The following is a 23,237-nucleotide window of genomic DNA, read 5'->3' as shown; positions in this document are numbered from 1 at the left end:
GGCCGTCCGGCAGGGGAAAGATGGACTCCATGGGATTCCATGTCGACTCCGAGGCCGGGCGGCTGCGCCGCGTGATCCTGCACCGCCCTGATCTGGAGCTCAAGCGGCTCACGCCGACCAACAAGGACGCGTTGCTCTTCGACGACGTCCTGTGGGTCCGCAGGGCCCGCCAGGAACATGACGGATTCGCCGACGTGCTGCGCGACCGCGGGGTGGCCGTCCACCTCTTCGGCGACCTGCTGACCGAGGCGATGGACGTGCCCGGGGCGCGCCTGCTCGTGCTCGACCGGGTCTTCGACGAGAAGGAGTACGGTCCGCTGGCGACGGATCATCTGCGGGCCGCGTTCGAGACGTTGCCGTCCGCCGAGCTCGCCGAAGCGCTGATCGGCGGGATGACGAAGCGGGAGTTCCTCGAGCGCCACCCCGAGCCGACGTCCGTGCGCTTCCACTGCATGGACCTCGACGACTTCCTGCTCGGTCCACTGCCCAACCACCTCTTCACGCGTGACACCTCGGCGTGGATATACGACGGCGTCTCGATCAACGCGATGCGCTGGCCCGCGCGGCAGCGCGAGACCGTGCACTTCGAGGCGATCTACCAGCACCACCCGCTCTTCCGCGCCGAGGAATTCCACACCTGGTCACAGGGGCAGTCGGACTACCCCTCCACCATCGAGGGCGGCGACGTCCTGGTGATCGGCCGGGGCGCGGTCCTCATCGGCATGAGCGAACGCACCACGCCACAGGCCGTCGAGATGCTCGCGCACAAGCTCTTCGCGGCGGGCTCGGCGCAGACGATCGTGGCCCTGGACATGCCGAAGAGACGCGCGTTCATGCATCTCGACACGGTGATGACGATGGTCGACAGCGACACCTTCACGCAGTACGCGGGCCTGGGCATGCTGCGCTCGTACACCATCGAGCCGGGCGTCGACGGGCGGGAGCTGAAGGTCACCGACCATCCGCCCGAGCACATGCACCGCGCGATCGCGGCGGCCCTCGGGCTGCCCGGCATCCGGGTCCTGACCGCCACGCAGGACGTGCACGCGGCGGAGCGGGAGCAGTGGGACGACGGCTGCAACGTGCTGGCGGTCGAGCCGGGCGTCGTCGTGGCGTACGAGAGGAACTCGACGACGAACACGCATCTGCGCAAGGAGGGCATCGAGGTCATCGAGATCCGGGGCAGTGAGCTGGGGCGCGGCCGGGGCGGTCCGCGGTGCATGAGCTGCCCGGTGCAGCGGGACGCCGTCGACTGAGCCTGTATAGAAATGTGGGGCGTCGTATAGACTTCCAGTGTCCCCGTACGCGTAACCCTGGAGCGCCATCATGGCCATCGACCTCACCGGCCGCCACTTCCTCAAGGAGCTGGACTTCACCGCCGAGGAGTTCCGCGGCCTGATCGATCTTGCCGCCGAGCTCAAGGCGGCCAAGAAGGCGGGGACCGAGACGCAGCGTCTGCGCGGCAAGAACATCGCGTTGATCTTCGAGAAGTCCTCGACGCGCACGCGCTGCTCCTTCGAGGTCGCCGCCGCCGACCAGGGCGCGTCGACGACGTACCTCGACCCGGCCGGCTCCCACATCGGCAGCAAGGAGTCCGTGAAGGACACCGCCCGGGTGCTCGGCCGGATGTTCGACGCCATCGAGTTCCGCGGCGACGCCCAGGCCACGGTCGAGGAGCTCGGCGCGCACGCGGGCGTGCCCGTCTACAACGGCCTGACCGACGACTGGCACCCCACCCAGATGCTCGCCGACATGCTCACGATGACCGAGCACAGCGCGAAGCCCCTCACCGAGATCGCCTTCGCCTACCTCGGTGACGCCCGTCTCAACATGGGCAACTCGTACCTGGTCACCGCGGCGCTCCTCGGCATGGACGTACGCATCGTCGCGCCGAAGGCCTACTGGCCCGCCGACGAGATCATCACCCGGGCGCGCAAGCTCGCCGAGGGCAGCGGCGCGCGGATCACGCTCACCGAGGACGTCACCGGGGGCGTCGCAGGCGCCGACTTCGTCGTGACCGACGTCTGGGTCTCCATGGGCGAGCCCAAGGAGGTCTGGGACGAGCGCATAGCGGCGCTCGCGCCGTACGCCGTGACGGCGGACGTGCTGCGGGCCACGGGCAACGCCGACGTGAAGTTCATGCACTGCCTCCCGGCCTTCCACGACCTGGGCACGAAGGTCGGCCGCGAGATCCACGCCCGGCACGGTCTAAGCTCTCTCGAGGTCACCGACGAGGTCTTCGAGTCGGCGCACTCCGTCGTCTTCGACGAGGCCGAGAACCGCCTGCACACCATCAAGGCGGTCCTCGTCGCCACGCTCGCCTGAACGCGTCACCAGCACGCTCACACAGGTGGGGCCGGGGAACACCTCCCTCCGGCCCCGCTTTTTTGCGGCCCACCCCGCCGCGCCCCAGCACCACCGAAATGAGAACCACCGCATGCGCTCGACCGGTCCGGCAGGACTCCGCATCAAGTCGCCCGAACTCCTCGTCGCCGAATCGGGCGCCGACCTGGAAGGCCACGGCCTCAAGCGCACCATGGGCCTCTTCCAGCTCGTGTGCTTCGGCGTCGGCGCGATCGTCGGCACCGGCATCTTCGTCGGCCTCTCCGACAGCGTCGCCGAGGCGGGCCCCGCGGTTGCCGTCTCGTACCTCCTGGCCGCCATCACCTGCATCTTCACCGCCTTCTCGTTCGCAGAGCTGGGCGGCGCGATCCCGGTCTCCGGCAGTTCGTACTCCTTCGCCTACGCCTCGCTCGGCGAGCGCACCGCGTTCCTCGTCGGGTGGTGCCTGCTCCTGGAGTACGGCGTCTCCGTGTCCGCCGTGGCGGTCGGCTGGAGCCAGTACCTGAACGAGCTGCTCGAAAGCCTCACCGGCTGGCACCTGCCCGACGCGCTGTCCGCCGGACCCGGCGAGGGCGGCGCCGTGAACCTGCCCGCCGTGGTCGTGATCCTCCTTGCCGTCGTGCTGCTCGTCCGGGGCATCCGCGAGAGCGCGCGGGCCACGGCCGCCATGGCGATGCTCAAGATCGGGATTCTGCTGCTGTTCCTCGCGATCGCGTTCACCGCGTTCAAGGCCGGCAACCTCACCCCCTTCGCGGGCGCCGGAGCCTCCGGCATCACCGCGGGCGCCTCGCTCGCCTTCTTCTCGTTCATCGGCTTCGACGCGATCACCACGGCGGGCGAAGAGGTCAAGAACCCGCGCCGGAACATCCCGATCGCCATCCTGATCTGCATCGGAGTCGCCACGCTGCTGTACGTCGCCGTCGCCCTCGGGGCCATCGGCGCCCTCGGGGCCGACGCGGTCGCCGACAAGCCCGCCGCGCTCTCGCTGGTCGTCAATCAGGTCACCGACTCGGCGGTCGGCGGCGGGATCATCGCCTTCGGCGCGGTCGTGGCCATCGCGTCCGTCGTCCTCGCCGTGATGTACGGGCAGACGCGCATCCTGATGTCGATGTCCCGCGACGGACTCATCCCGCGCGTCTTCGAGCGCGTCTCGCCGAAGACGTCGACGCCGGTCGCCAACACCTGGATCGTCGCGGCCGTCTTCGCCGTGCCCGCCGCCTTCTCGTCGCTCGACGTGGTGGTCAACCTGACGACGATCGGCACGCTGGCGATCATGGTCGTGGTGAATGTCGCGGTGCTCGCGCTTCGCCGCTCGGCGCCGGAGCTGAAGCGCAGCTTCCGGGTGCCGCTCTACCCGGTGAGCCCGATCCTGGGCGTGGGTTTCTGCCTCTACCTGATCTGGGGAACGGGCTGGACGACGTGGGTGCAGTTCGCCGTGTTCCTGGTCGTGGGCTCCCTGGTGTACGCGCTGTACGGGCGCCGTCACTCCCGGCTCGGCAAAGCCGCGGAGGCCGAGCCGGCTACGCCGCGGGGAGCGTGAACCAGACCGCCTTGCCGGAGCCGGTCGGGCGGTGACCGCAGGACGAGCTGAGGGTGCGGATCAGGAGCAGGCCGCGCCCGTGCTCCTGCCAGGGGTCCGGCTCGCACATCGGACCGGGATCGCTGAGATCGCCGGGCGGCAGCGGGTTCGAGTCGTGCACCTCGACCTGGCAGCCGGTCGGCAGGAGCTCGATGACGAGCTCTATCGGGTCGTGCCCCGAGGTGTGCTCCACCGCGTTCGCCACCAGCTCGGCCGTGAGCAGCTCAGCGGTGTCGCTGTCGGCGGGCGACTCGATCTCCGTGAGCGCGGTACGCACCAGAGCTCGGGCGATCGGTACGGCCGCGGCGGTGTGCGGCAGCGCGATGCGCCACGAGGTGGGAGCGGAGGGTTCGGGCAAGGCGTGTCCGTTCAGGGCAGCAGGCGATCCTGCTTTCAACCGTACGAATCTTAAGCGCTATGTCGACAGGGTCGACGGTCGGGCATTTCCGGGACGTCCGGCCCTGCGGTTCCTCATGTGAAAAGACGTGCATATCAAGATTTAAGTTCCCCGTGGGGCCTGCGGGACACGTGGTGTATCGCGCGCTCGTGACGACAGTCACGGATGAGTGATAACTTCGAGGGGCAGCGAGAACTTCACGAGCTGGACCGCCGCCGCCCCTACCGAGGAGGCCGCACGTCGCCATGAGTCCCTTCACCGGCTCCGCCCCCCGCACCCCCGACTGGCAGCACCTGCGCTTCGAGGTGGACGACGGGGTCGCCACGGTCACCCTCGCCCGCCCCGACAAGCTGAACGCGCTCACCTTCGGGGCCTACGCCGACCTGCGCGACCTCCTGGCCGAGCTGTCCCGTGACAAGTCCGTGCGCGCCCTGGTGCTCGGCGGGGAGGGGCGCGGCTTCTGCTCGGGCGGGGACGTCGACGAGATCATCGGCGCGACCCTCGGCATGGACACCGCGCAGCTGCTCGACTTCAACCGCATGACGGGACAGGTCGTCCGCGCCCTCCGCGAGTGCCCCTTCCCGGTGATCACCGCCGTGCACGGGGTGGCCGCGGGCGCGGGCGCGGTGCTCGCCCTCGCGTCGGACTTCCGGGTGGCGGACCCCTCGGCGCGGTTCTCCTTCCTCTTCACGCGGGTCGGCCTGTCGGGCGGCGACATGGGGGCGGCGTACCTCCTGCCCCGCGTCGTCGGACTCGGCCACGCCACCCGCATCCTAATGCTGGGCGACCCGGTGCGCGCACCCGAGGCCGAACGGATCGGCCTGATCAGCGAGTTGACGGACGAGGGCAAGGCCCCCGAGGCCGCGCAGGCCCTGGCCCGCCGCCTCGCCGACGGCCCCGCCCTGGCCTACGCGCAGACCAAGGCGCTGCTCACCTCCGAACTGGACATGCCGCTTGCCGCCGCCGTGGAGCTGGACGCGGCGACCCAGGCACTCCTCATGACCGGCGAGGACTACAAGGAATTCCACGCGGCCTTCACGGAGAAGCGCCCGCCCAAGTGGCAGGGGCGCTGACGATGGCAGCCACCGGCCAGTCAACGGCGCACCGCATCGCCGTCATCGGCGGCGGTCCCGGCGGGCTCTACGCCGCGGCCCTGCTCAAGCGCCTCGACCCGGAGCGCGAGATCACCGTCTGGGAGCGCAACGCCCCGGACGACACCTTCGGCTTCGGGGTCGTCCTCTCGGACGAGACGCTCGGCGGCATCGAGCACGCCGACCCCGTCGTCTATGCCGCGCTGCAGGCGGAGTTCGTGCGCTGGGACGACATCGACATCGTGCACCGGGGGAGCCGGCACACCTCGGGCGGGCACGGCTTCGCGGCGCTCGGGCGGCGCAGGCTGCTCGGCATCCTGCACGAGCGGTGCCAAGACCTCGGCGTCGACCTGCGCTTCCGTGCCGAGGCGCCGCCCGCCGCCGAGCTCTCCGCGGCGTACGACCTGGTGATCGCGGCGGACGGCGTGCACAGCCTCACGCGCGAGGCGCACGCCGAAGCCTTCGGACCGAGCATCGAGACGCACCGCTGCCGCTACATCTGGCTGGCCGCCGACTTCGCCTTCGACGCCTTCCGCTTCGAGATCGCCGAGACCGAGCACGGCGTGATGCAACTGCACGGTTATCCGTTCACCACGGCGGGGACCGGCGAGTCCACCGTCATCGTCGAGATGCGCGAAGAGGTGTGGGAGGCGGCCGGGTTCGCGGAGCTCGACGAGCGCGAGTCGACCGAACGCTGCGCCAAGATCTTCGCCGACGCGCTCGACGGCCGGTCCCTGCGCGGCAACAAGTCCGCCTGGATCAACTTCCGCACGGTCGTCAACAAGCGCTGGTCGCACGGGAACACGGTGCTGCTCGGCGACGCCGCCCACACCGCCCACTTCTCCATCGGCTCCGGCACGAAGCTCGCCGTCGAGGACGCGCTCGCGCTGGCCGCCTGCCTCCAGGAACAGCCGGGCATCCCCGAGGCCCTCGCCGCGTACGAGACGGAGCGCCGGCCCGTCGTCGAGTCCACGCAGCGCGCGGCCCGCGCGAGCCTGGAGTGGTTCGAGCGGCTCCCGGACTACCTCGGCCAGCCGCCGCGCCAGTTCGCGTTCAACCTGCTCACCCGCAGCCGCCGCGTCACCCACGACAACCTCCGGCTGCGCGACGCCCACTTCACCGAGGCCGTCGAGCGCGAGTTCGGCTGCCCGGACGGCACACCGCCGATGTTCACGCCCTTCCGCCTGCGCGACCTCACCCTGCGCAACCGCGTGGTCGTGTCCCCGATGGACATGTACTCCGCGGTGGACGGCGTCCCCGGCGACTTCCACCTCGTCCACCTGGGCGCACGGGCGCTCGGCGGCGCGGGCCTGGTCATGACCGAGATGGTGTGCGTCAGCGAGCACGGCCGCATCACGCCGGGCTGTGCAGGGCTCTACCACGACGGACAGGCCGAGGCCTGGCGCCGGGTCACCGATTTCGTGCACGCGCAGGCGCCGGGCACCGCGATCGGCGTCCAGCTCGGCCACTCGGGACGCAAGGGCTCCACGAGGCTCATGTGGGAGGGCATCGACGAACCCCTCGACGAGGGCAACTGGCCGCTGGCCGCGCCTTCGCCCCTCCCGTACAAGGCGAACAGCCAGCGGCCGCACGAGCTGGACCGGGCCGGACTCACCGCGGTCCGCGAGCAGTTCACCGACGCTGCCCGGCGGGCCGAGCGCGGCGGGTTCGACCTCCTCGAACTGCACTGCGCGCACGGCTATCTGCTCTCCGGTTTCCTCTCGCCGCTGACCAATCACCGGACGGACGAGTACGGGGGAGCGTTGGAGAACCGGCTGCGCTTCCCCCTCGAAGTCTTCGACGCCATAAGGGACTTGTGGCCCGCGGCCAAACCCATGACCGTCCGCATCTCCGCCACCGACTGGGCCGACGGCGGTACCACCCCGGAGGACGCCGTCGAGATCGCCCGCGCCTTCGCCGAGCACGGCGCCGACGCGATCGACGTCTCCACGGGCCAGGTCGTCTCCGACGAGCGCCCCGCGTACGGACGCTCCTACCAGACCCCGTTCGCCGACCGCATCCGCAACGAGACCGGCGTCCCCGTCCTCACCGTCGGCGCCATCTCCTCCTGGGACGACGTCAACTCCCTGATCCTGGCGGGCCGTACGGACCTGTGCGCCCTCGCCCGCCCCCATCTGTATGACCCGCACTGGACCCTGCACGCGGCGGCCGAGCAGGGCTACGCGGGACCGGGCGTCAGCTGGCCCGTGCAGTACGGCGCGGGCAGCCGCCGCCCGCAGACGGGGCGTACGGACGGACCCAAGCCCCGCCTCACGCTGGGGAGTTGACGAATCCCGCTCCCGCGTCGCGCAGCCGTCCGTCGAGTGCCGTGAACACCTCGGCGGAACGGTTGCCGGGCCAGCCGTCCGGCAGGAGTTCCCCGGGCAGGCCCGGATCGGCGTACGGCAGCCGGCGCCAGGAGTCCAGGGCGAGGAGATAGTCGCGGTACGCCTCGCCCGCCGGGGTGTCCGTGCGCCCCTGCCAGGCCCTGAGCACCGGCTCGTGCCGGTCGAGGAACGCCTCGTGCTCCTTGGCGATGGAGGACAGGTCCCACCAGCGGGCCACCGCCTCAGACGTCGCCGCGAAGCCCAGGTGCTCGCCCCGGAACAGGTCGACGTACGAGGCGAGTTGAAGGCGCTCCAGGGTGTGCCTGGTCTCTTCGTAGAGGTGCGCCGGGGCGATCCACACCCCCGGCGCGGCCGTTCCGAAACCGAGTCCGGCCAGGCGCGAGCGCAGCACGTGCCGCTTCTGGCGCTCGGACTCCGGTACGGAGAAGACGGCGAGGACCCAGCCGGTGTCCTGCCGCGCGGCCGGGGGAGAGGCGTAGATGCGCCGGTCGCCGTCCTCCAGGAGCTGACGCGCGTCCGGCGACAGGGCGTATCCCGCCGCGCCGGCCGCCGTCCGCGCGGGGACGAGGAGGCCGCGCCGCTTGAGCCGGGACACGGACGAGCGCACGGAAGGGGCGTCCACGCCGACCGGGGCGAGGAGCCTGACCAGCTCGGCGACGGGCACCGGGCCGGGGGCCGCGCGCCCGTAGGCGCCGTAGAAGGTGACGATCAGGGACCGTGGAGTGTGCTGCTCGGACACGTGATCACTCTACGGTCCCGGGCTCCCGCAGCCGGAACCGTTGCAGCTTGCCTGTCGCGGTGCGGGGCAGCGCGTCCAGGTAGACGATGTCGCGCGGGCACTTGTACGGCACGAGCTCGCCCTTCACGAACTCGCGCAGCCGGTCCGGGTCCCGGTCGGCGCCCGCGCGGGGGACTACGTAGGCGACGACTTTCTGGCCGCGCAGCTCGTCGGGGAGCCCCACGACGGCGGTCTCCAGGACGTCGGGGTGGCGCATGAGCGCCTCCTCGACCTCCGGGCCCGCGATGTTGTACCCGGCCGAGATGATCATGTCGTCCGCGCGGGCCACATAGGTGAAGTAGCCGTCGGCGTTGCGGACATAGGTGTCCCCGGTGACGTTCCAGCCGTGGCGTACGTACTGAAGCTGCCGCTCGTCGCCCAGATACCGGCAGCCGACGGGGCCGCGCACGGCGAGCAGGCCGGGCTCGCCGTCCGGCACCGGAGCACCCGAGTCGTCGACCACGCGCGCGTGCCAGCCCGGGACGGGGCGGCCCGTGGTGCCGGGGCGGATCGCCTCGTCGGCGGCGGAGATGAAGATGTGCAGGAGTTCCGTGGCGCCGATGCCGTTGATGATGCGGTGGCCGGTGCGTTCGTGCCAGGCCTGCCAGGTGGCGGCGGGCAGGTTCTCGCCCGCCGAGACGCACCGCCGCAGGGTGGAGACGTCCGGGGCGTCCGGCTTGCCCAGCTCGTCGAGCATCGCGCGGTAGGCGGTCGGCGCCGTGAAGAGCACCGTCACGCCGTGCTCGGCTATCGCGGGCAGCAGCTGCTTGGGCCCCGACTGCTCCAGCAGGAGCGAGGAGGCGCCGGCCCGCAGCGGGAAGATGACGAGGCCGCCGAGCCCGAAGGTGAAACCCAGCGGCGGGCTGCCCGCGAACACGTCGTCGGGGCCCGGCTTCAGGACATGGCGCGCGAAGGTGTCGGCGATGGCGAGCACGTCACGGTGGAAGTGCATGCAGCCCTTGGGGCGGCCCGTGGTGCCGGAGGTGAAGGCGATGAGGGCGACGTCGTCGGCGGACGTGGCGACGGGTTCGTAGACCTCCGGCTGCCGGGCGGCGCGCGCCGTCAGGTCGTCCTCCCCCTCCCCGCCGAAGGTGGTGACGCCGAGTCCGGGAATCCCGGCCTTGATCAGGTCGTCCACGGCGCGGGCGTCACAGAGGGCGTGGCGGACCTCGGCGATCTCGCAGATCGTGGCCAGTTCGTTCGGGCGCTGCTGGGCCAGGACGGTGACCGCGACCGCGCCCGCCTTCATCACCGCGAGCCAGCAGGCCGCGAGCCAGGGGGTGGTGGGCCCGCGCAGCAGGACGCGCTGGCCGGGCAGGACGTCGAGCTCGCCGGTCAGGACGTGCGCGATCCGGTCGACGTGGCGCCGCAGCTCGGCGTACGTCCACACGTCGCCGGAGCCCGCGCGGAACGCGGGCCGGTCGCCGCCGAACCGCTCCACCGTGTGGTCAAGGAGCTCGGCGCCGCAGTTGAGGCGATCGGGGTAGTGCAGCTCGGGCCGGTCGTGGACGAACGCGGGCCACTGCTCCGGCGGCGGGAGATGATCCCGGGCGAAGGTGTCCACGTGGGCCGATGGGTGGAGTCGCAGTGCACTCTTGGCGTCCACAGCGGGTCGCCCCCTTGCCGTTCGGGCTTGTGGTGAGCTCGCGCAACGAGCGTATCGTGTTGGTGACGACAGTCAACGGTGCGCGATAGAGGAGGGGCCCGGCATGACGGCATTCTCGCTCAATCCGGAACAAACGGCCTGGTGTGCGGAGCTGCGGACCCTCGCGGAGGAGCGGCTGCGCCCGCTGGCGGAGAAGGGTGAGCCGGGGCGCGTGAACCGGCCCCTCGTGGAGGCGCTGGGGGACCTCGGTCTGCTCGAGGTCCTCTTCGCGGGGCAGGTGCCCGGCGCCGGTTCCGCCTCCCGCGCCCCGCACGCCGCTTCCGGCGCCCTGGGGCTCTGCCTCCTGCGCGAGTCCCTCGCCCACGCCTGCACGGAGGCCGAGACCGCCCTCGCCCTGCAAGGGCTCGGGGCGCACCCCGTGGCCGCGTTCGGCTCCGCGCGGCAGCGCGAGCAGTGGCTCGCGCCCGCCCGTGCGGGGCGCGCCGTCGCCGCCTTCGCGCTCTCCGAGCCCGGGGCGGGCTCGGACGCCGCCGCGCTCGCGCTGAGCGCCGCTCCGGACGGGCCGTCCGCCTGGCGGCTCACCGGCGAGAAGTGCTGGATCTCCAACGCCCCCGAAGCCGACTTCTACACCGTCTTCGCCCGTACGACCCCCGGCGCCGGCGCCCGTGGCGTCACCGCCTTCCTCGTGCCCGCCGATCGCGCGGGTCTCACCGGCACGCCCCTGGACATGCTCTCCCCGCACCCGATCGGCGCGCTCGCCTTCGACGGGGTGACCGTCACCGGCGAGGACGTGCTCGGCGAGACCGACCGCGGCTTCCGCGTCGCCATGACCACCCTCAACCGCTTCCGCCCCAGCGTCGGCGCCTTCGCGGTCGGTATGGCGGCCGCCGCGCTTGACGCGACGCTCGCGCACACCGCCGAACGGGACGCGTTCGGCGGCAAGTTGAAGGATCTCCAGGCGGTGGCCCACCAGGTCGCCGAGATGGCCACCCGGACCGAGGCGGCCCGCCTCATGGTGCACGCGGCCGCCGCCGCGTACGACCGCGGCGAACCGGACATCGCCCGACGCGCCGCGATGGCCAAGCTCCTTGCCACGGAGACGGCGCAGTACGTCGTGGACGCTGCGGTCCAGTTGCACGGCGCGCGCGCCTTGCAGCGGGGGCACTTGCTGGAGCACCTGTATCGGGAGGTGCGGGCGCCGCGCATCTACGAAGGGGCCAGCGAGGTCCAACGAACCATCATCGCCAAGGAGTTGTACGCAGCTCAGCAGTCCGCCGCTCAGCCATCCGCCGCCCACCTCCCCACGACCCGGCCCGCCACCCCCGAGGAGCCCACCGCATGAGCCTCGAACGCGTCAACCCCGCCGAACTCTCCCCGCCCACCGGCTTCTCGCACGCCGTCACCGTCACCGGTGGCCGCCTCGTCTTCCTCGCGGGCCAGACCGCGCTCGACGGCGACGGCAAGGTCACCGGCGCCACCCTGCCCGAGCAGTTCGAGCGTGCGCTGACCAATCTCCTCACGGCCCTGCGCCACGCGGGCGGCACCCCGGCCGATCTCGCCCGCGTCACCGTCTACGCCACGGACGTCGCGGACTACCGCGCCCAGGCCGCCCAACTGGGCGGCATCTGGCGGAGGTTGGCGGGCCGCGAGTACCCCGCGATGGCGGTGATCGGCACGGTCCGCCTCTGGGACGAAGCGTGCCTCGTGGAGCTGGACGGGGTGGCGGTGGTCGACTGATCCGTATGCCGCGGGCCCGGTGGGGGTTGGCCGCGCAGTTCCCCGCGCCCCTGACGGGGCGCCCCAGCGTCTGCCGGGCGGGTGGGGTGATGCGCCTGCGGGCCGGTGGGGGTTGGCCGCGCAGTTCCCCGCGCCCCTGTCGGGGCGCGTATCTGCTTCTCAGCTTCGCCCCGCGAACGACATCGTGGCGAACGCGGTCTTGTCCCGGGCCGTGGTGCCGGCCGTGATCCACCAGTGCGTCGGCTGTTCGCCGTACAGACCGAAGAGCGAGCTCTTGCCCCAGCCCAAAATCAGCTCCTCCTTGCCGTCGGCGTCGAAGTCGGCGGCGGCGTACGGACGCGCCTGCAGCGACCGTGCCGGGGTCTTCTTGCCCTTCACCCGGGCGGGCCCTTCCCGGAGCACCTTCGTACGTCTTTCGCCGTCGATCAGCAGCGCGCCGTCGTCCGTGGAGACGAGGACACCGTCCTTGCCGTCGCCGTCCGGGTCCGCGGAGGTGTAATCACCGGGCCCGTAGTAGGAGTTCTCGCGGCTCTTCGGGATCTTGTACGTGATCGGGTCCCCGCCCTTGCCCGGGTAGACCGCGAGCGAGGCGACCACATCCGGCCCCTCGATCGAGGCGTCCGGCTCGTTGTTGCGGCTTCCGTTGTCGCCGATGGCCACATCGCGGACGCCGTCACCGTCGTAGTCGCCCCACGCCACCGCGTTCCCCTCGCGGAGCTGGACGGACGTGCGGGAGAGGCCGCTTCCGTCGCGCGCCGGGTAGAGGACCGCGCCCGTCTGCTCGCCGTCGTCGCCCTCGTGGACGAGGAGACCGGTCGCGCGCGGCTCTCCCGACGGCGCGATGTCGTCGGCGGCCAGCCAGCTGCCCTTGCCGGGCCGCATTTCGGTGCGGGCCGGGGCGCCGGAGCGGGTGAACGGGCCGTACAGCAGGGTCACGGCCCCGTCCTGGCGGACCGCCGCGATGTCGTGGTGCCCGTCCCCGTCGAAGTCGCCGCGCACCGGCCGGGACAGACCCTCGTTCGGAGTGTCGGCCGGTATCTGGATGCGGGTCGCCTCCTCGGCCTTCGGTCCGGTCGGGCCTCCCCAGTCCACCGTCGGCAGCTGCCGTTCATCGGACTGTTCGGTGGAGACGAAGTCGGGATAGCCGTCGCCGTCCAGGTCGGCGGTGGTGACGGCGCCGTCGGCGTAGTCGTACACGGCGTGCGTCGACGGGTCGAGGCCCTTGGCGGAGCCGAAGACGACGCCGGTCAGACCGTCCTCGGCCTGGCTGCGGGAGGGCAGCGGGACGAGCAGATCGCGATGCCCGTCACCGTTGATGTCGTCCGGGTCCTTTGACCCCTTGCCACCGGAGGGAACCGGACGTGAGGCGCTCGGAGTCGACACCGGGTTGCCGTCCAGCGAAGGCGACTTGTCCGCCGTCGGTGCCCCCTCGCCGCACCCCGCCGCGAGCAGGGCAAGCGAGGCGCAGCACGCGAACGCGACGAGGGCGCGTGTGCCGGGGGCGGGGGTGCGGTCTCTCATGCACCCACCCCAGCACCGCGCCCTCGCGTATCTCCAGGGAGGACCTGTGATCGTTGCCCAGTCGTAGCGGGAGGGCCGCTCCCGCAGCGGAGACCTAGATGTCCCGGAACGTCTCGATCTGCGCGCCCACGGAGTTGAGCCGCTCGGCCAGCTCCTCGTAGCCGCGGTTGATCACGTACACGTTGCGCAGCACGGACGTGCCCTCGGCCGCCATCATCGCGAGCAGCACGACCACGGCGGGCCGCAGCGCGGGCGGGCACATCATCTCGGCGGCGCGCCAGCGGGTCGGGCCCTCCACAAGGACCCGGTGCGGGTCGAGGAGTTGGAGGCGCCCGCCGAGGCGGTTCAGGTCCGTGAGGTAGATCGCGCGGTTGTCGTAGACCCAGTCGTGGATCAGCGTCTTGCCCTGCGCCGCCGCCGCGATGGCCGCGAAGAAGGGGACGTTGTCGATGTTCAGGCCGGGGAACGGCATCGGGTGGATCTTGTCGATCGGCGCCTCCAGTTTGGAGGGCCGGACGGTGAGGTCGATCAGGCGCGTACGGCCGTTGTCGGCGAAGTACTCCGCCGTACGGTCGTGGTCGAGCCCCATCTCCTCAAGGACCGCGAGCTCGATCTCCAGGAACTCGATCGGGACGCGCTTCACGGTCAGTTCGGACTCCGTGACGACCGCCGCGGCGAGCAGGCTCATCGCCTCGACCGGGTCCTCGGACGGCGAGTAGTCGACGTCGACGTCGATGTTCTTCACGCCGTGCACGGTGAGGGTCGTCGTGCCGATGCCCTCGACCTTGACGCCGAGCGCCTCCAGGAAGAAGCACAGGTCCTGGACCATGTAGTTCGACGAGGCGTTGCGGATGACGGTCGTGCAGTCGCTGCGCGCCGCGGCGAGCAGCGCGTTCTCCGTCACGGTGTCGCCGCGCTCGGTCAGCACGATCGGGCGGTCCGGGACGACGTCACGCGCGACCTCCGCGTGGTAGAGCCCTTCGGTCGCGGCGATGTCGAGACCGAAGCGGCGCAGCGCGATCATGTGCGGCTCGATCGTGCGGGTGCCGAGGTCGCAACCGCCCGCGTACGGCAGCTTGAAGCGGTCCATGCGGTGCAGGAGCGGACCCAGGAACATGATGATCGAGCGGGTCCGGATCGCGGCCTCCGCGTCGATCGCGTCCATGTCGAGCTTGGCCGGCGGCACGATCTCCAGGTCGACCCCGTCGTTGATCCAACGGGTCCGGACGCCGATCGAGCCGAGCACCTCCAGGAGGCGGTAGACCTCCTCGATGCGCGCCACGCGGCGCAGCACCGTGCGTCCCTTGTTGAGCAGGGAGGCACAGAGCAGCGCCACGCAGGCGTTCTTGCTCGTCTTGACGTTGATCGACCCGGAGAGCCGACGGTTGCCGACCACGCGCAGATGCATGGGCCCCGCGTACCCGAGCGAAACGATTTCACTGTCGAGAGCCTCGCCGATACGGGCGATCATCTCAAGGCTGATGTTCTGGTTGCCCCGCTCGATGCGGTTCACGGCGCTCTGACTTGTGCTGAGCGCCTCGGCGAGCTGCGACTGCGTCCAGCCCCTGTGCTGACGGGCGTCGCGGATGAGCTTGCCGATACGTACGAGGTAATCGTCTGCCATGTTCCGCAGGTTATCTCAGATATGAGATGACGCACGCGCTGGGGTAGGCCATCCGGGAAACGACCGATTCGGTGCGGGAAACCACCGATTCGGTACGGAAGTTCCCCTACGTCGTTCGCGTACGCCACATGCCCGTGTCAGGTCAGCCGCATCCGCACGAGCCGTGCCGCCCACCGTGCACCGCGGCCTGCGCCGTGAGCCGCGGCCCGGCCGCCGCGCGCGTCACCCGGGCGGCCGCGGCGCGCCCGGCCGACGAGTCGGCGTCATGCACCACTGTGCCTCCGGTCAACGTCAGACGCACTTCGGAGGAGCTGATATCGGCCACCGGACACCGCGTCACATCGCGGTCGAGCAGCACCAGATCGGCCGACTTTCCCGTTTCCACCGACCCCGTCAGGTGGTCCATACGGAGCTGCCGCGCCGTGCCGAGGGTGTGCATGAGCAGGGCGGACGAGCGGCTCAGGCCCTCCTGCTCGCGGTACAGATCGCCCTCGCCCTCGTCCCCGAACCGGTCGACGGCGGTACGCACCTGGTTCCACACCTGCAGCGGATCGACAGGCCAGTCCGAGCCACCGGCGAGCCGCGCCCCGTGCCGCTCCAGGCTGCGTGCCGGGTACTGCCAACGGTGCCGCCCGGCACCGATGTAGGGCAGCAGGGCGTCCATGGTCCAGGTGTTGCGGGTGGCCCACTGGAGCTGCATGCAGGGGATGACGCCGAGGCGGGCGAAGCGGGGCAGGTCGGCGGGGTCGACGAGTTGGAGGTGGGCGGTGGTGTTGCGCAGGCCGCGCGCCCCGGTCGCGCGCAGGGCGTACGCGTACCCGTCGAGGGAGGTGCGCACCGCGCGGTCGCCGATGGCGTGCGCGTGCATCTGCCAGCCGTCCTCGTTGAAGGCGGCGGTGAGCCGGCCGTAGTCCGCCGCCGACACGTACAGGTCTCCGCGGTGGTCGGTGGGCCTGCCGTCCTTGTCGAGATAGGGCTTCAGGAGCGCCGCGGTCTGCGCCGGGTACTCGATGACCCCGTCGAGGAACACCTTGACGGTGCCGAAGCGAAGTCCTCGTACGCCGCCGAAGTCGCCGCGCAGCTTGCGCGCGAATTCCACGGCCGCCGCCGGGTCCTTGGCCAGGTCCGAGTCGATGCGCAGCGCGGGCACGACGCGCTGCGGCAGAGCGCCGCGTTCGGAGAGCGCCTGATAGACGCTCAGCTCGCCCTTGCCGACGACCGCTTCCATGAAGGTCGTGATCCCCGACGCGGCGGCCTCGGCGAAGATCCGCGCGGCGGCGGCCACGAGCTGCTCGCGGTCCGGCGCGGGGATGTGCCGGGTCACCAGGGGCTGCGCGTCGTCCTTGAGCACACCGCTGGGCTTGCCGTCCGGACCCTTGACGATCTTGCCGCCGGCCGGCTCCGGAGTCGAGGCGGTGATCCCCGCGATGTCCAGGCCGCGCCGGTTGACCCAGAGGTTGTGCCCGTCGCCGCCGATCAGGGCCACGGGCCGCCGGGTCGGCAGGGCGTCGAGCATCGAGTGGTGCGGCGCGGTTCCGTGCGGCAGCAGACCCACCGGGTTCCAGTCCTCCACCACGAGCCAGCCGTCGGGTTCCTGGTCGTTGGAGTCCTTGAGGAATTCGGTGAGCGTCTTGCGCAGCTCCTCGACGGTCTGCTCGGCCCCCGCAAGGGACGGCTTCAGCGAACGGTCGGCGGCGCCCATCGGATGGGCGTGCCCGTCGTGGATGCCGCTCATGAGGGTGCCGCCACGCCCGTCGACGACCTCGGTGTCCCGCCCGATGAAGCGCTTGAGGGCGGCGTCGCGCCCGACGGCGAGGATCTTCCCGTCCCGGCCGACGGCGACGGCCCGCGCGGGGGCGTGCCCCCGAGTGCCGCTGAACACACGGGCGTTGTGCACGACGAGGGCGGCGGACCGGCGGGGCGACGCGGCGGCCTCGGGCACGCCGGCGAGGGCGACGACGCCGGTGGCGCCGGCGGCGGCGAGGAGGGTACGGCGAGGGATGTGCGCGGACGGCATCGGGGCTCCTCGGGGCGATCAGATGGGAGGGCGGGAAAGATCCGCCGCGAGGCGGCGGCACGGACGAACCGTCGACCCGCACCCGGGACACTCCGCGAGTAACGCGTTAACCAAAACCCGCCCCCCACAACGGATTCCGTGGAGGCACTGCCCCCCGGCACCGGGAATCCGTAGGATGACCGCCGTGCCAGGGCCCACCCTCTCCGACATCGCCCGCGCAGCGGAGGTATCGACCGCGACGGTCTCGCACGCCCTGAACGGCACGGGCCGCCTCGGCGCCGCCACCCGCCGCAGAGTGCGGGAGACCGCCACCGCCCTCGGCTACGGGACCCGCCGCACCGCCCCGCGCACGCGGACGCTCGGCATCGCCGTGACCACGTTCCCCACCGCGTGGAACTACACGGAAGTCGCCTACTTCTCGCGCGCCGTCACCGCGGCCACCTCCGCCGCCCACGCACGTGGCTACGCCCTCACCACGCTGCCCGCCGACCGTGCCGCCGACGGCACCTGGCACAGCCTCGCCGTCGACGGCATGCTGATCGTCGACAGCCCGCGCGGCGACCCGATGGTGCACGCGCTGCGCGCCCGCGGCATCCCGCTCGTCTTCGACGGCGCCCCCGGCGACCCGCGCCCCGGCGACCGCTGGGTCGACAACGACCACGAGGCCACCACCCGCGAGGTCCTCGACCACCTCGCAGCGGCCGGCGCCCGCCGCGTCGCCCTGCAGTCCGGCCACGGCGACGAGCACTACGCGCGCGCGGTGACCGCGGCCTACGCCGGATGGTGCGCGGAGCACGGCGCCGACCCGCTGGTCGTGCCCTTCGACGAGACCGACGGCCAGGGGCGCGCGTTCGACGCGCTGTTGCGTGGCCCGGACCGCGCCGACGCCGTGTACGCGGCGTACGACCCGGGCGGCCGTCAGCTCCTGGCCGCCGCGGCCCGCCTCGGCCTGCGGGTCCCGGACGAGCTGCGGTTGGTGTGCGCGAGCGAGGACCCCGGGTACGCGGCGACACTCCCGCCCGTGACCACGGTGACCCTCGACCCGGAGCGGGCGGCGCGCGCCGCCGTCGGCCTCCTCGTCGACCTGATCGAGGGCGCCGCAGGGCCGGCGCCGGGCCCCGTCGTCGTACCGGCGGGCCTCCTGGTGCGTGACTCCTCGCGCGCTCAGCCGGCGGCCGGATAGTCGACGTACCCCTGAGGGCCGCCCTGGTAGTACGTGGCGGGGTCACCGGCGGCCAGTTCGCGGCCCAGGGCGAACCGGCTCACCAGGTCGGGGTTGGCGACGAAGTGCGTGGCGAAGGACACGGCGTCCGCGCCTCCCGCGCCGACGAGGGCGTTCGCGGAGTCCCTGTCGAAGCCGTTGTTCGCGATCAGCGGCCCGTCGAACCGCTTGCGGTAGCGCGCGAACGCCTCCGGGTCGGGGGTCTCCCCGGGCGCCGCGAGGTCGGGACCGCGCAGGTGGAGGTAGGCCAGCGGGCGGTCGTTCAGCGCCGCGACCAGCTCGTCGAAGTCGCCGAGCAGTTCCTCGTCGACGACGAAGCACTCGGTCGCCGCCATGTACGGCGAAAGCCGCACGCCCACCCGCCGCCCCTCCCACTCGGAGGTGACCGCGTCCACGACGTCCAGCAGCAGCTTCCGTCGCCCCGCGCGGTCACCGCCGTAGGCGTCGGCGCGGTGATTGAGGCGCGGGTTGAGGAACTGGGCGAAGAGGAACGCGCCGAGGGCGCCGATCTCGACCCCGTCGAACCCGGCACGCCGCGCGTTGGCCGCGGCGAGCCGGAACTCCTCCACGGTCGCCTCGATGTCGCCCACGGTCATCGCGCGCGGCGTGAGCGTCTCCTTGAACCCGCCGGGGGTGAAGGTCCTGGCGCGGGGGTCGATCGCCGAAGGCCCCGCGGGCAGGTCACCGCCGAGGTGGTCGGGGTGCGAGGCGGCCCCGGTGTGCCAGAGCTGCTGCACGATGCGGCCGCCGAGGGCGTGGACGACATCGGTGACCCGGCGCCATCCCGCGACCTGGGCCGCGCTGTGGACGCCGGGGACGTTCACGAACCCGACGGCGCGTTCGCTGACCCAGGTCCCCTCGGTGACGATGAGCCCGGCGCCGGCCCGCTGTCCGTAATAGGCGGCGTGCAGTGCGGTGGGGACGAGGCCGGGGTTGTCGGCGCGGGCCCGGGTGAGCGGGGCCATCACCACCCGGTTGGGCAGCCGGAGCTCGCCCAGGTCCGTGCCGTGCAGGAGCGGCTGGCCGAGGGTGGTGGGCAGGGTGGCGGTCATCGCGGTTCTCCTTCGTGGCGGCATGTGGCGTTACTGTCACGGCGGCTCTGGCGCCGGGGACACGAAGGTGACGGCGTACGACGGGGAAAGGTGACCGATGGACCGGCAGGAGATCCTCGCGGAACGCTTCGAGGCACACCGCGGCCATCTGCGCGGGCTCGCCTACCGCATGCTCGGCTCGCTCAGCGACGCCGACGACGCCGTGCAGGAGGCATGGCTGCGACTCAGCCGCACCGAGGCGGACGCCGACGCCGCCGAGATCGAGAACCTCACCGGCTGGCTCCGTACGGTCGTTTCCCGCCTCTGCCTGGACATGCTCAGGTCGGCCGCAGCACGCCATGAGCAGCCGGCGGGCGAGCACCTGCCCGACCGGATCCCGGAGCCCGGTGACGGCGGGGACCCGGAGGAGGAAGTGCTCCTCGCCGACTCGGTGGGCCGCGCGCTGCTCGTGGTCCTCGACACACTGGGGCCCGCCGAACGGGTCGCCTTCGTGCTGCACGACCTGTTCGCCGTGCCGTTCACGCAGATCGCCCCGATCGTGGAGCGCACCCCCGTCGCCGCCAAGAAGCTCGCGAGCCGTGCGCGCCGCAAGGTGCAGGCACCGCCCGAGACCCTCGCCGCACCCGGGCTCGCGGGGGACCGGCGCGTCGTCGAGGCGTTCCTCGCGGCGGCCCGCAGCGGCGACCTGGAAGAGCTGCTCACCGTCCTGGCCCCCGACGTGGTGCGCACCGCCGACCTCGCCGCGGTGCTGCGCGGCGCTCGGGCCGTGGCCGAGGAGACGGTGTTCCTGCGGCGCAGCGCCCGCTTCGCCGAGCCCGCGCTCGTCGACGGCTCGGTGGGCCTGGTCGTGGCCCCGTACGGACGACTGGTCCTCGCCCTGCTGATCAGGGTCGCGGACGGGCGGATCGCCGCGTACGAGGTGGTCGCGGATCCGGTGCGGCTGCGTGCGCTGGAGTTCTCCGTGCTCCCTTCGGCGGGCGGGCAGGCGGGCGCGCCTCGTCGTACGCGAGGGTGATGTACTAGAGTTATCTCGACATCGAGATATCTGCCGAGGCGCACCAGAAGCCGCCACTCGGTAAGGGTTACCTAACTAAGCCTTACCTTAGCGGATCGACGAGGAGTCGTGGCGGCAGGATGTGACGGAAACGCGCACAAAATTGAAGGAGACTGTCGTGTCGGCGAACAGCTTCGACGCCCGCAGCACGCTGCGCGTGGGCGACGAGTCGTACGAGATCTTCAAGCTGGACAAGGTTGAGGGCTCCGCGCGGCTGCCCTATAGCCTGAAGGTCCTCCTTGAGAACCTGCTCCGCACCGAGGACGGCGCGAACATCACCGCCGACCACATCCGTGCGATCGGCGGCTGGGACTCCCAGGCTCAGCCCTCGCAGGAGATCCAGTTCACGCCGGCCCGCGTGATCATGCAGGACTTCACCGGCGTGCCGTGCGTCGTCGACCTCGCCACCATGCGTGAGGCCGTCAAGGAGCTCGGCGGCGACGCGGACAAGGTCAACCCGCTCTCCCCGGCCGAGCTGGTCATCGACCACTCCGTCATCGCCGACAAGTTCGGCACGGCGGACGCGTTCGGCCAGAACGTCGAGCTGGAGTACGGCCGCAACAAGGAGCGCTACCAGTTCCTGCGCTGGGGCCAGACCGCCTTCGACGACTTCAAGGTCGTCCCGCCGGGCACCGGCATCGTCCACCAGGTGAACATCGAGAAGCTGGCCCGCACGGTCATGGTCCGTAACGGCCAGGCCTACCCCGACACCCTGGTCGGCACCGACTCGCACACCACCATGGTCAACGGCCTCGGCGTCCTCGGCTGGGGCGTCGGCGGCATCGAGGCCGAGGCCGCGATGCTCGGCCAGCCGGTCTCCATGCTCATCCCGCGCGTCGTCGGCTTCAAGCTGACCGGTGAGCTGCCCGCCGGCACCACCGCCACCGACCTGGTCCTCACGATCACCGAGATGCTGCGCAAGCACGGCGTCGTCGGCAAGTTCGTCGAGTTCTACGGCGAGGGCGTCGCCGCCACCTCGCTCGCCAACCGCGCCACCATCGGCAACATGTCGCCGGAGTTCGGCTCCACCGCCGCGATCTTCCCGATCGACGACGAGACGCTGAAGTACCTGCGTCTGACCGGCCGCGACGAGCAGCAGGTCGCGCTCGTCGAGGCGTACGCCAAGGAGCAGGGCCTCTGGCTCGACCCGGCCGCCGAGCCCGACTTCTCCGAGAAGCTGGAGCTCGACCTCTCCACGGTCGTCCCGTCGATCGCCGGACCGAAGCGTCCGCAGGACCGCATCGTCCTCGCCAACGCCTCGCAGCAGTTCGCCCAGGACGTGCGCAACTACGTCACGGACGACGAGGAGGCCGGCAAGGAGTCCTTCCCGGCGTCCGACGCCCCGGCCACCAGCAACGGCGTCCCGTCGAAGCCGACCACGGTCACCGCCCCCGACGGCTCGACCTACGAGATCGACCACGGCGCCGTCACCGTCGCCGCGATCACCTCCTGCACCAACACCTCGAACCCGTACGTGATGGTCGCCGCCGCGCTCGTCGCGAAGAAGGCCGTCGAGAAGGGCCTGACCCGCAAGCCGTGGGTCAAGACCACCCTCGCCCCGGGCTCCAAGGTCGTCACCGACTACTTCGACAAGGCGGGGCTCACCCCCTACCTCGACAAGGTCGGCTTCAACCTCGTCGGCTACGGCTGCACCACCTGCATCGGCAACTCGGGCCCGCTGCCCGAGGAGGTCTCCAAGGCGGTCAACGACGCCGACCTGGCCGTGACGTCCGTCCTCTCCGGCAACCGGAACTTCGAGGGCCGCATCAACCCCGACGTCAAGATGAACTACCTGGCGTCCCCGCCGCTGGTCGTCGCGTACGCCATCGCGGGCTCGATGAAGGTGGACATCACCCGGGACGCGCTCGGCGCCGACCAGGACGGCAACCCCGTCTACCTGAAGGACATCTGGCCCTCCGAGGCCGAGGTGAACGACGTCGTCGCCAACTCCATCGGCGAGGACATGTTCAACAAGTCCTACCAGGACGTCTTCGCGGGCGACGCCCAGTGGCAGGCCCTCTCCATCCCGACCGGCAACACCTTCGAGTGGGACCCGCAGTCGACCTACGTCCGTAAGCCCCCTTACTTCGAGGGCATGACGATGGAGACCACCCCGGTCTCCGACATCACGGGCGCCCGCGTCCTGGCCAAGCTGGGCGACTCGGTCACCACCGACCACATCTCCCCGGCCGGTGCGATCAAGGCCGACACCCCGGCCGGCAAGTACCTCACGGAGCACGGCGTCGAGCGTCGCGACTTCAACTCCTACGGCTCGCGCCGAGGCAACCACGAGGTCATGATCCGCGGCACGTTCGCCAACATCCGCCTGCGCAACCAGATCGCGCCGGGCACCGAGGGCGGCTTCACGCGTGACTTCACGAAGGAGGACGGCCCCGTCTCCTTCATCTACGACGCCTCGCAGAACTACCAGGCGGCCGGCACCCCGCTCGCGATCCTCGCGGGCAAGGAGTACGGCTCCGGTTCGTCCCGCGACTGGGCCGCCAAGGGCACCGCGCTCCTCGGCGTCAAGGCCGTCATCGCCGAGTCGTACGAGCGCATCCACCGCTCGAACCTCATCGGCATGGGCGTCCTGCCGCTCCAGTTCCCGGAGGGCCAGTCCGCCGCGACCCTCGGCCTCACCGGCGAGGAGTCCTTCTCCTTCACCGGCGTGACCGAGCTGAACGAGGGCCGCACGCCCCGCACCGTCAAGGTCACCACCGACACGGGCGTGGAGTTCGACGCGGTCGTCCGCATCGACACCCCCGGTGAGGCGGACTACTACCGCAACGGCGGCATCATGCAGTACGTGCTGCGCTCGCTGATCCGGAAGTAAACACCGCAGCAAGTAGGCCTCTTCGTAGGTCAGTT

Annotated in this window: 17 protein-coding genes; 10 read left to right on the top strand and 7 right to left on the bottom strand. The window is 71.4% G+C overall.

The features are described from left to right. The first annotated feature begins 29 nt into the window (after positions 1-29). From AB0M70_RS13110 to AB0M70_RS13100, 3 genes are all read left to right on the top strand, one after another. On the top strand, positions 30-1,256 hold the full coding sequence (locus tag AB0M70_RS13110; protein ID WP_363209891.1) for an arginine deiminase: 1,227 nt from the start codon (positions 30-32) through the stop codon (positions 1,254-1,256). A gap of 70 nt (positions 1,257-1,326) precedes the next feature. Then, positions 1,327-2,325, top strand: a complete 999-nt coding sequence (argF, locus tag AB0M70_RS13105; RefSeq protein ID WP_365819491.1) for an ornithine carbamoyltransferase — start codon at positions 1,327-1,329, stop codon at positions 2,323-2,325. 112 nt (positions 2,326-2,437) lie between these two features. Beyond that, positions 2,438-3,883 carry an amino acid permease gene (locus tag AB0M70_RS13100; RefSeq protein ID WP_365819489.1) on the top strand — a complete coding sequence of 482 codons (1,446 nt, stop codon included), beginning with the start codon at positions 2,438-2,440 and terminating at the stop codon, positions 3,881-3,883. On the opposite strand, the gene AB0M70_RS13095 is transcribed toward AB0M70_RS13100, so the two are convergent. Beyond that, positions 3,864-4,280 carry an ATP-binding protein gene (locus AB0M70_RS13095; RefSeq protein WP_365819487.1) on the bottom strand — a complete coding sequence of 139 codons (417 nt, stop codon included), beginning with the start codon at positions 4,278-4,280 and terminating at the stop codon, positions 3,864-3,866. The genes AB0M70_RS13100 and AB0M70_RS13095 overlap by 20 nt on opposite strands. A gap of 284 nt (positions 4,281-4,564) precedes the next feature. Here AB0M70_RS13095 and AB0M70_RS13090 point away from each other — a divergent pair, with 284 nt between their 5' ends. Both AB0M70_RS13090 and AB0M70_RS13085 read left to right on the top strand, forming a co-directional pair. Beyond that, a complete protein-coding gene (locus tag AB0M70_RS13090) occupies positions 4,565-5,392 on the top strand; it encodes an enoyl-CoA hydratase family protein (protein ID WP_365819485.1) in 828 nt (275 codons plus the stop codon). A 2-nt stretch (positions 5,393-5,394) separates the two neighbouring features. After that, a complete protein-coding gene (locus AB0M70_RS13085) occupies positions 5,395-7,698 on the top strand; it encodes a bifunctional salicylyl-CoA 5-hydroxylase/oxidoreductase (protein WP_365819483.1) in 2,304 nt (767 codons plus the stop codon). Here the strand turns inward: AB0M70_RS13085 and AB0M70_RS13080 are convergent. Then, the gene (locus AB0M70_RS13080) at positions 7,682-8,497 is read right to left on the bottom strand and encodes a PaaX family transcriptional regulator C-terminal domain-containing protein (protein WP_365819481.1); all 816 of its coding nucleotides are present in this window, start codon (positions 8,495-8,497) and stop codon (positions 7,682-7,684) included. The genes AB0M70_RS13085 and AB0M70_RS13080 overlap by 17 nt on opposite strands. Before the next feature lie 4 nt (positions 8,498-8,501). After that, positions 8,502-10,142, bottom strand: coding sequence for an AMP-binding protein (locus AB0M70_RS13075; RefSeq protein WP_365819479.1), 1,641 nt, complete (start codon positions 10,140-10,142; stop codon positions 8,502-8,504). Positions 10,143-10,245: 103 nt separating this feature from the next. On the opposite strand from AB0M70_RS13075, the gene AB0M70_RS13070 reads away from it, so the two are divergent. Both AB0M70_RS13070 and AB0M70_RS13065 read left to right on the top strand, forming a co-directional pair. Then, positions 10,246-11,484, top strand: a complete 1,239-nt coding sequence (locus AB0M70_RS13070; protein ID WP_365819476.1) for an acyl-CoA dehydrogenase family protein — start codon at positions 10,246-10,248, stop codon at positions 11,482-11,484. Next, positions 11,481-11,879 (top strand): RidA family protein, encoded by a 399-nt coding sequence (locus AB0M70_RS13065; protein ID WP_365819474.1) that lies wholly within the window; start codon positions 11,481-11,483, stop codon positions 11,877-11,879. Before AB0M70_RS13070 ends, AB0M70_RS13065 begins: the two co-directional genes overlap by 4 nt. Before the next feature lie 159 nt (positions 11,880-12,038). Here AB0M70_RS13065 and AB0M70_RS13060 read toward each other — a convergent pair whose 3' ends face one another. The 3 genes from AB0M70_RS13060 to AB0M70_RS13050 form a co-directional block, all read right to left on the bottom strand. Further along, on the bottom strand, positions 12,039-13,400 hold the full coding sequence (locus tag AB0M70_RS13060; protein ID WP_365819472.1) for a VCBS repeat-containing protein: 1,362 nt from the start codon (positions 13,398-13,400) through the stop codon (positions 12,039-12,041). 94 nt (positions 13,401-13,494) lie between these two features. Next, positions 13,495-15,024, bottom strand: a complete 1,530-nt coding sequence (locus tag AB0M70_RS13055) for a UDP-N-acetylglucosamine 1-carboxyvinyltransferase (RefSeq protein ID WP_365819470.1) — start codon at positions 15,022-15,024, stop codon at positions 13,495-13,497. A gap of 142 nt (positions 15,025-15,166) precedes the next feature. Beyond that, on the bottom strand, positions 15,167-17,041 hold the full coding sequence (locus tag AB0M70_RS13050) for an amidohydrolase (RefSeq protein WP_365819468.1): 1,875 nt from the start codon (positions 17,039-17,041) through the stop codon (positions 15,167-15,169). Between the two features lie 175 nt (positions 17,042-17,216). On the opposite strand from AB0M70_RS13050, the gene AB0M70_RS13045 reads away from it, so the two are divergent. Further along, positions 17,217-18,224, top strand: a complete 1,008-nt coding sequence (locus tag AB0M70_RS13045; RefSeq protein WP_365819466.1) for a LacI family DNA-binding transcriptional regulator — start codon at positions 17,217-17,219, stop codon at positions 18,222-18,224. Here AB0M70_RS13045 and AB0M70_RS13040 read toward each other — a convergent pair. Then, entirely contained in the window at positions 18,206-19,315 is a 1,110-nt protein-coding gene (locus AB0M70_RS13040; protein WP_365819464.1) for an alkene reductase, read from the bottom strand. The two genes, AB0M70_RS13045 and AB0M70_RS13040, sit on opposite strands and share 19 nt — an antisense overlap. A gap of 97 nt (positions 19,316-19,412) precedes the next feature. Here AB0M70_RS13040 and AB0M70_RS13035 point away from each other — a divergent pair, with 97 nt between their 5' ends. Beyond that, positions 19,413-20,330: a sigma-70 family RNA polymerase sigma factor gene (locus AB0M70_RS13035; RefSeq protein WP_365819462.1), complete on the top strand. Its 918-nt coding sequence runs from the start codon at positions 19,413-19,415 to the stop codon at positions 20,328-20,330. Positions 20,331-20,487: 157 nt separating this feature from the next. Beyond that, positions 20,488-23,202 carry an aconitate hydratase AcnA gene (gene acnA, locus AB0M70_RS13030; RefSeq protein ID WP_365819460.1) on the top strand — a complete coding sequence of 905 codons (2,715 nt, stop codon included), beginning with the start codon at positions 20,488-20,490 and terminating at the stop codon, positions 23,200-23,202. Positions 23,203-23,237 lie beyond the last annotated feature (35 nt).

It is taken from the genome of Streptomyces sp. NPDC051214 (assembly GCF_040682375.1).
GTDB lineage: Bacteria > Actinomycetota > Actinomycetes > Streptomycetales > Streptomycetaceae > Streptomyces.
The sequence above is the reverse complement of the archived record's forward strand: the minus strand, read 5'-3'. Positions and strand labels throughout refer to the sequence as shown.

Coding starts and splice junctions, on each gene's coding strand:
- AB0M70_RS13055 (WP_365819470.1), bottom strand. CDS start 15,024: ATGGCAGACGATTACCTCGTACGTATCGGCAAGCTCATCCGCGACGCC.
- AB0M70_RS13035 (WP_365819462.1), top strand. CDS start 19,413: ATGGACCGGCAGGAGATCCTCGCGGAACGCTTCGAGGCACACCGCGGC.
- AB0M70_RS13085 (WP_365819483.1), top strand. CDS start 5,395: ATGGCAGCCACCGGCCAGTCAACGGCGCACCGCATCGCCGTCATCGGC.
- AB0M70_RS13070 (WP_365819476.1), top strand. CDS start 10,246: ATGACGGCATTCTCGCTCAATCCGGAACAAACGGCCTGGTGTGCGGAG.
- AB0M70_RS13090 (WP_365819485.1), top strand. CDS start 4,565: ATGAGTCCCTTCACCGGCTCCGCCCCCCGCACCCCCGACTGGCAGCAC.
- argF (WP_365819491.1), top strand. CDS start 1,327: ATGGCCATCGACCTCACCGGCCGCCACTTCCTCAAGGAGCTGGACTTC.
- AB0M70_RS13045 (WP_365819466.1), top strand. CDS start 17,217: ATGACCGCCGTGCCAGGGCCCACCCTCTCCGACATCGCCCGCGCAGCG.
- AB0M70_RS13040 (WP_365819464.1), bottom strand. CDS start 19,315: ATGACCGCCACCCTGCCCACCACCCTCGGCCAGCCGCTCCTGCACGGC.
- AB0M70_RS13050 (WP_365819468.1), bottom strand. CDS start 17,041: ATGCCGTCCGCGCACATCCCTCGCCGTACCCTCCTCGCCGCCGCCGGC.
- AB0M70_RS13110 (WP_363209891.1), top strand. CDS start 30: ATGGGATTCCATGTCGACTCCGAGGCCGGGCGGCTGCGCCGCGTGATC.
- AB0M70_RS13060 (WP_365819472.1), bottom strand. CDS start 13,400: ATGAGAGACCGCACCCCCGCCCCCGGCACACGCGCCCTCGTCGCGTTC.
- AB0M70_RS13065 (WP_365819474.1), top strand. CDS start 11,481: ATGAGCCTCGAACGCGTCAACCCCGCCGAACTCTCCCCGCCCACCGGC.
- AB0M70_RS13100 (WP_365819489.1), top strand. CDS start 2,438: ATGCGCTCGACCGGTCCGGCAGGACTCCGCATCAAGTCGCCCGAACTC.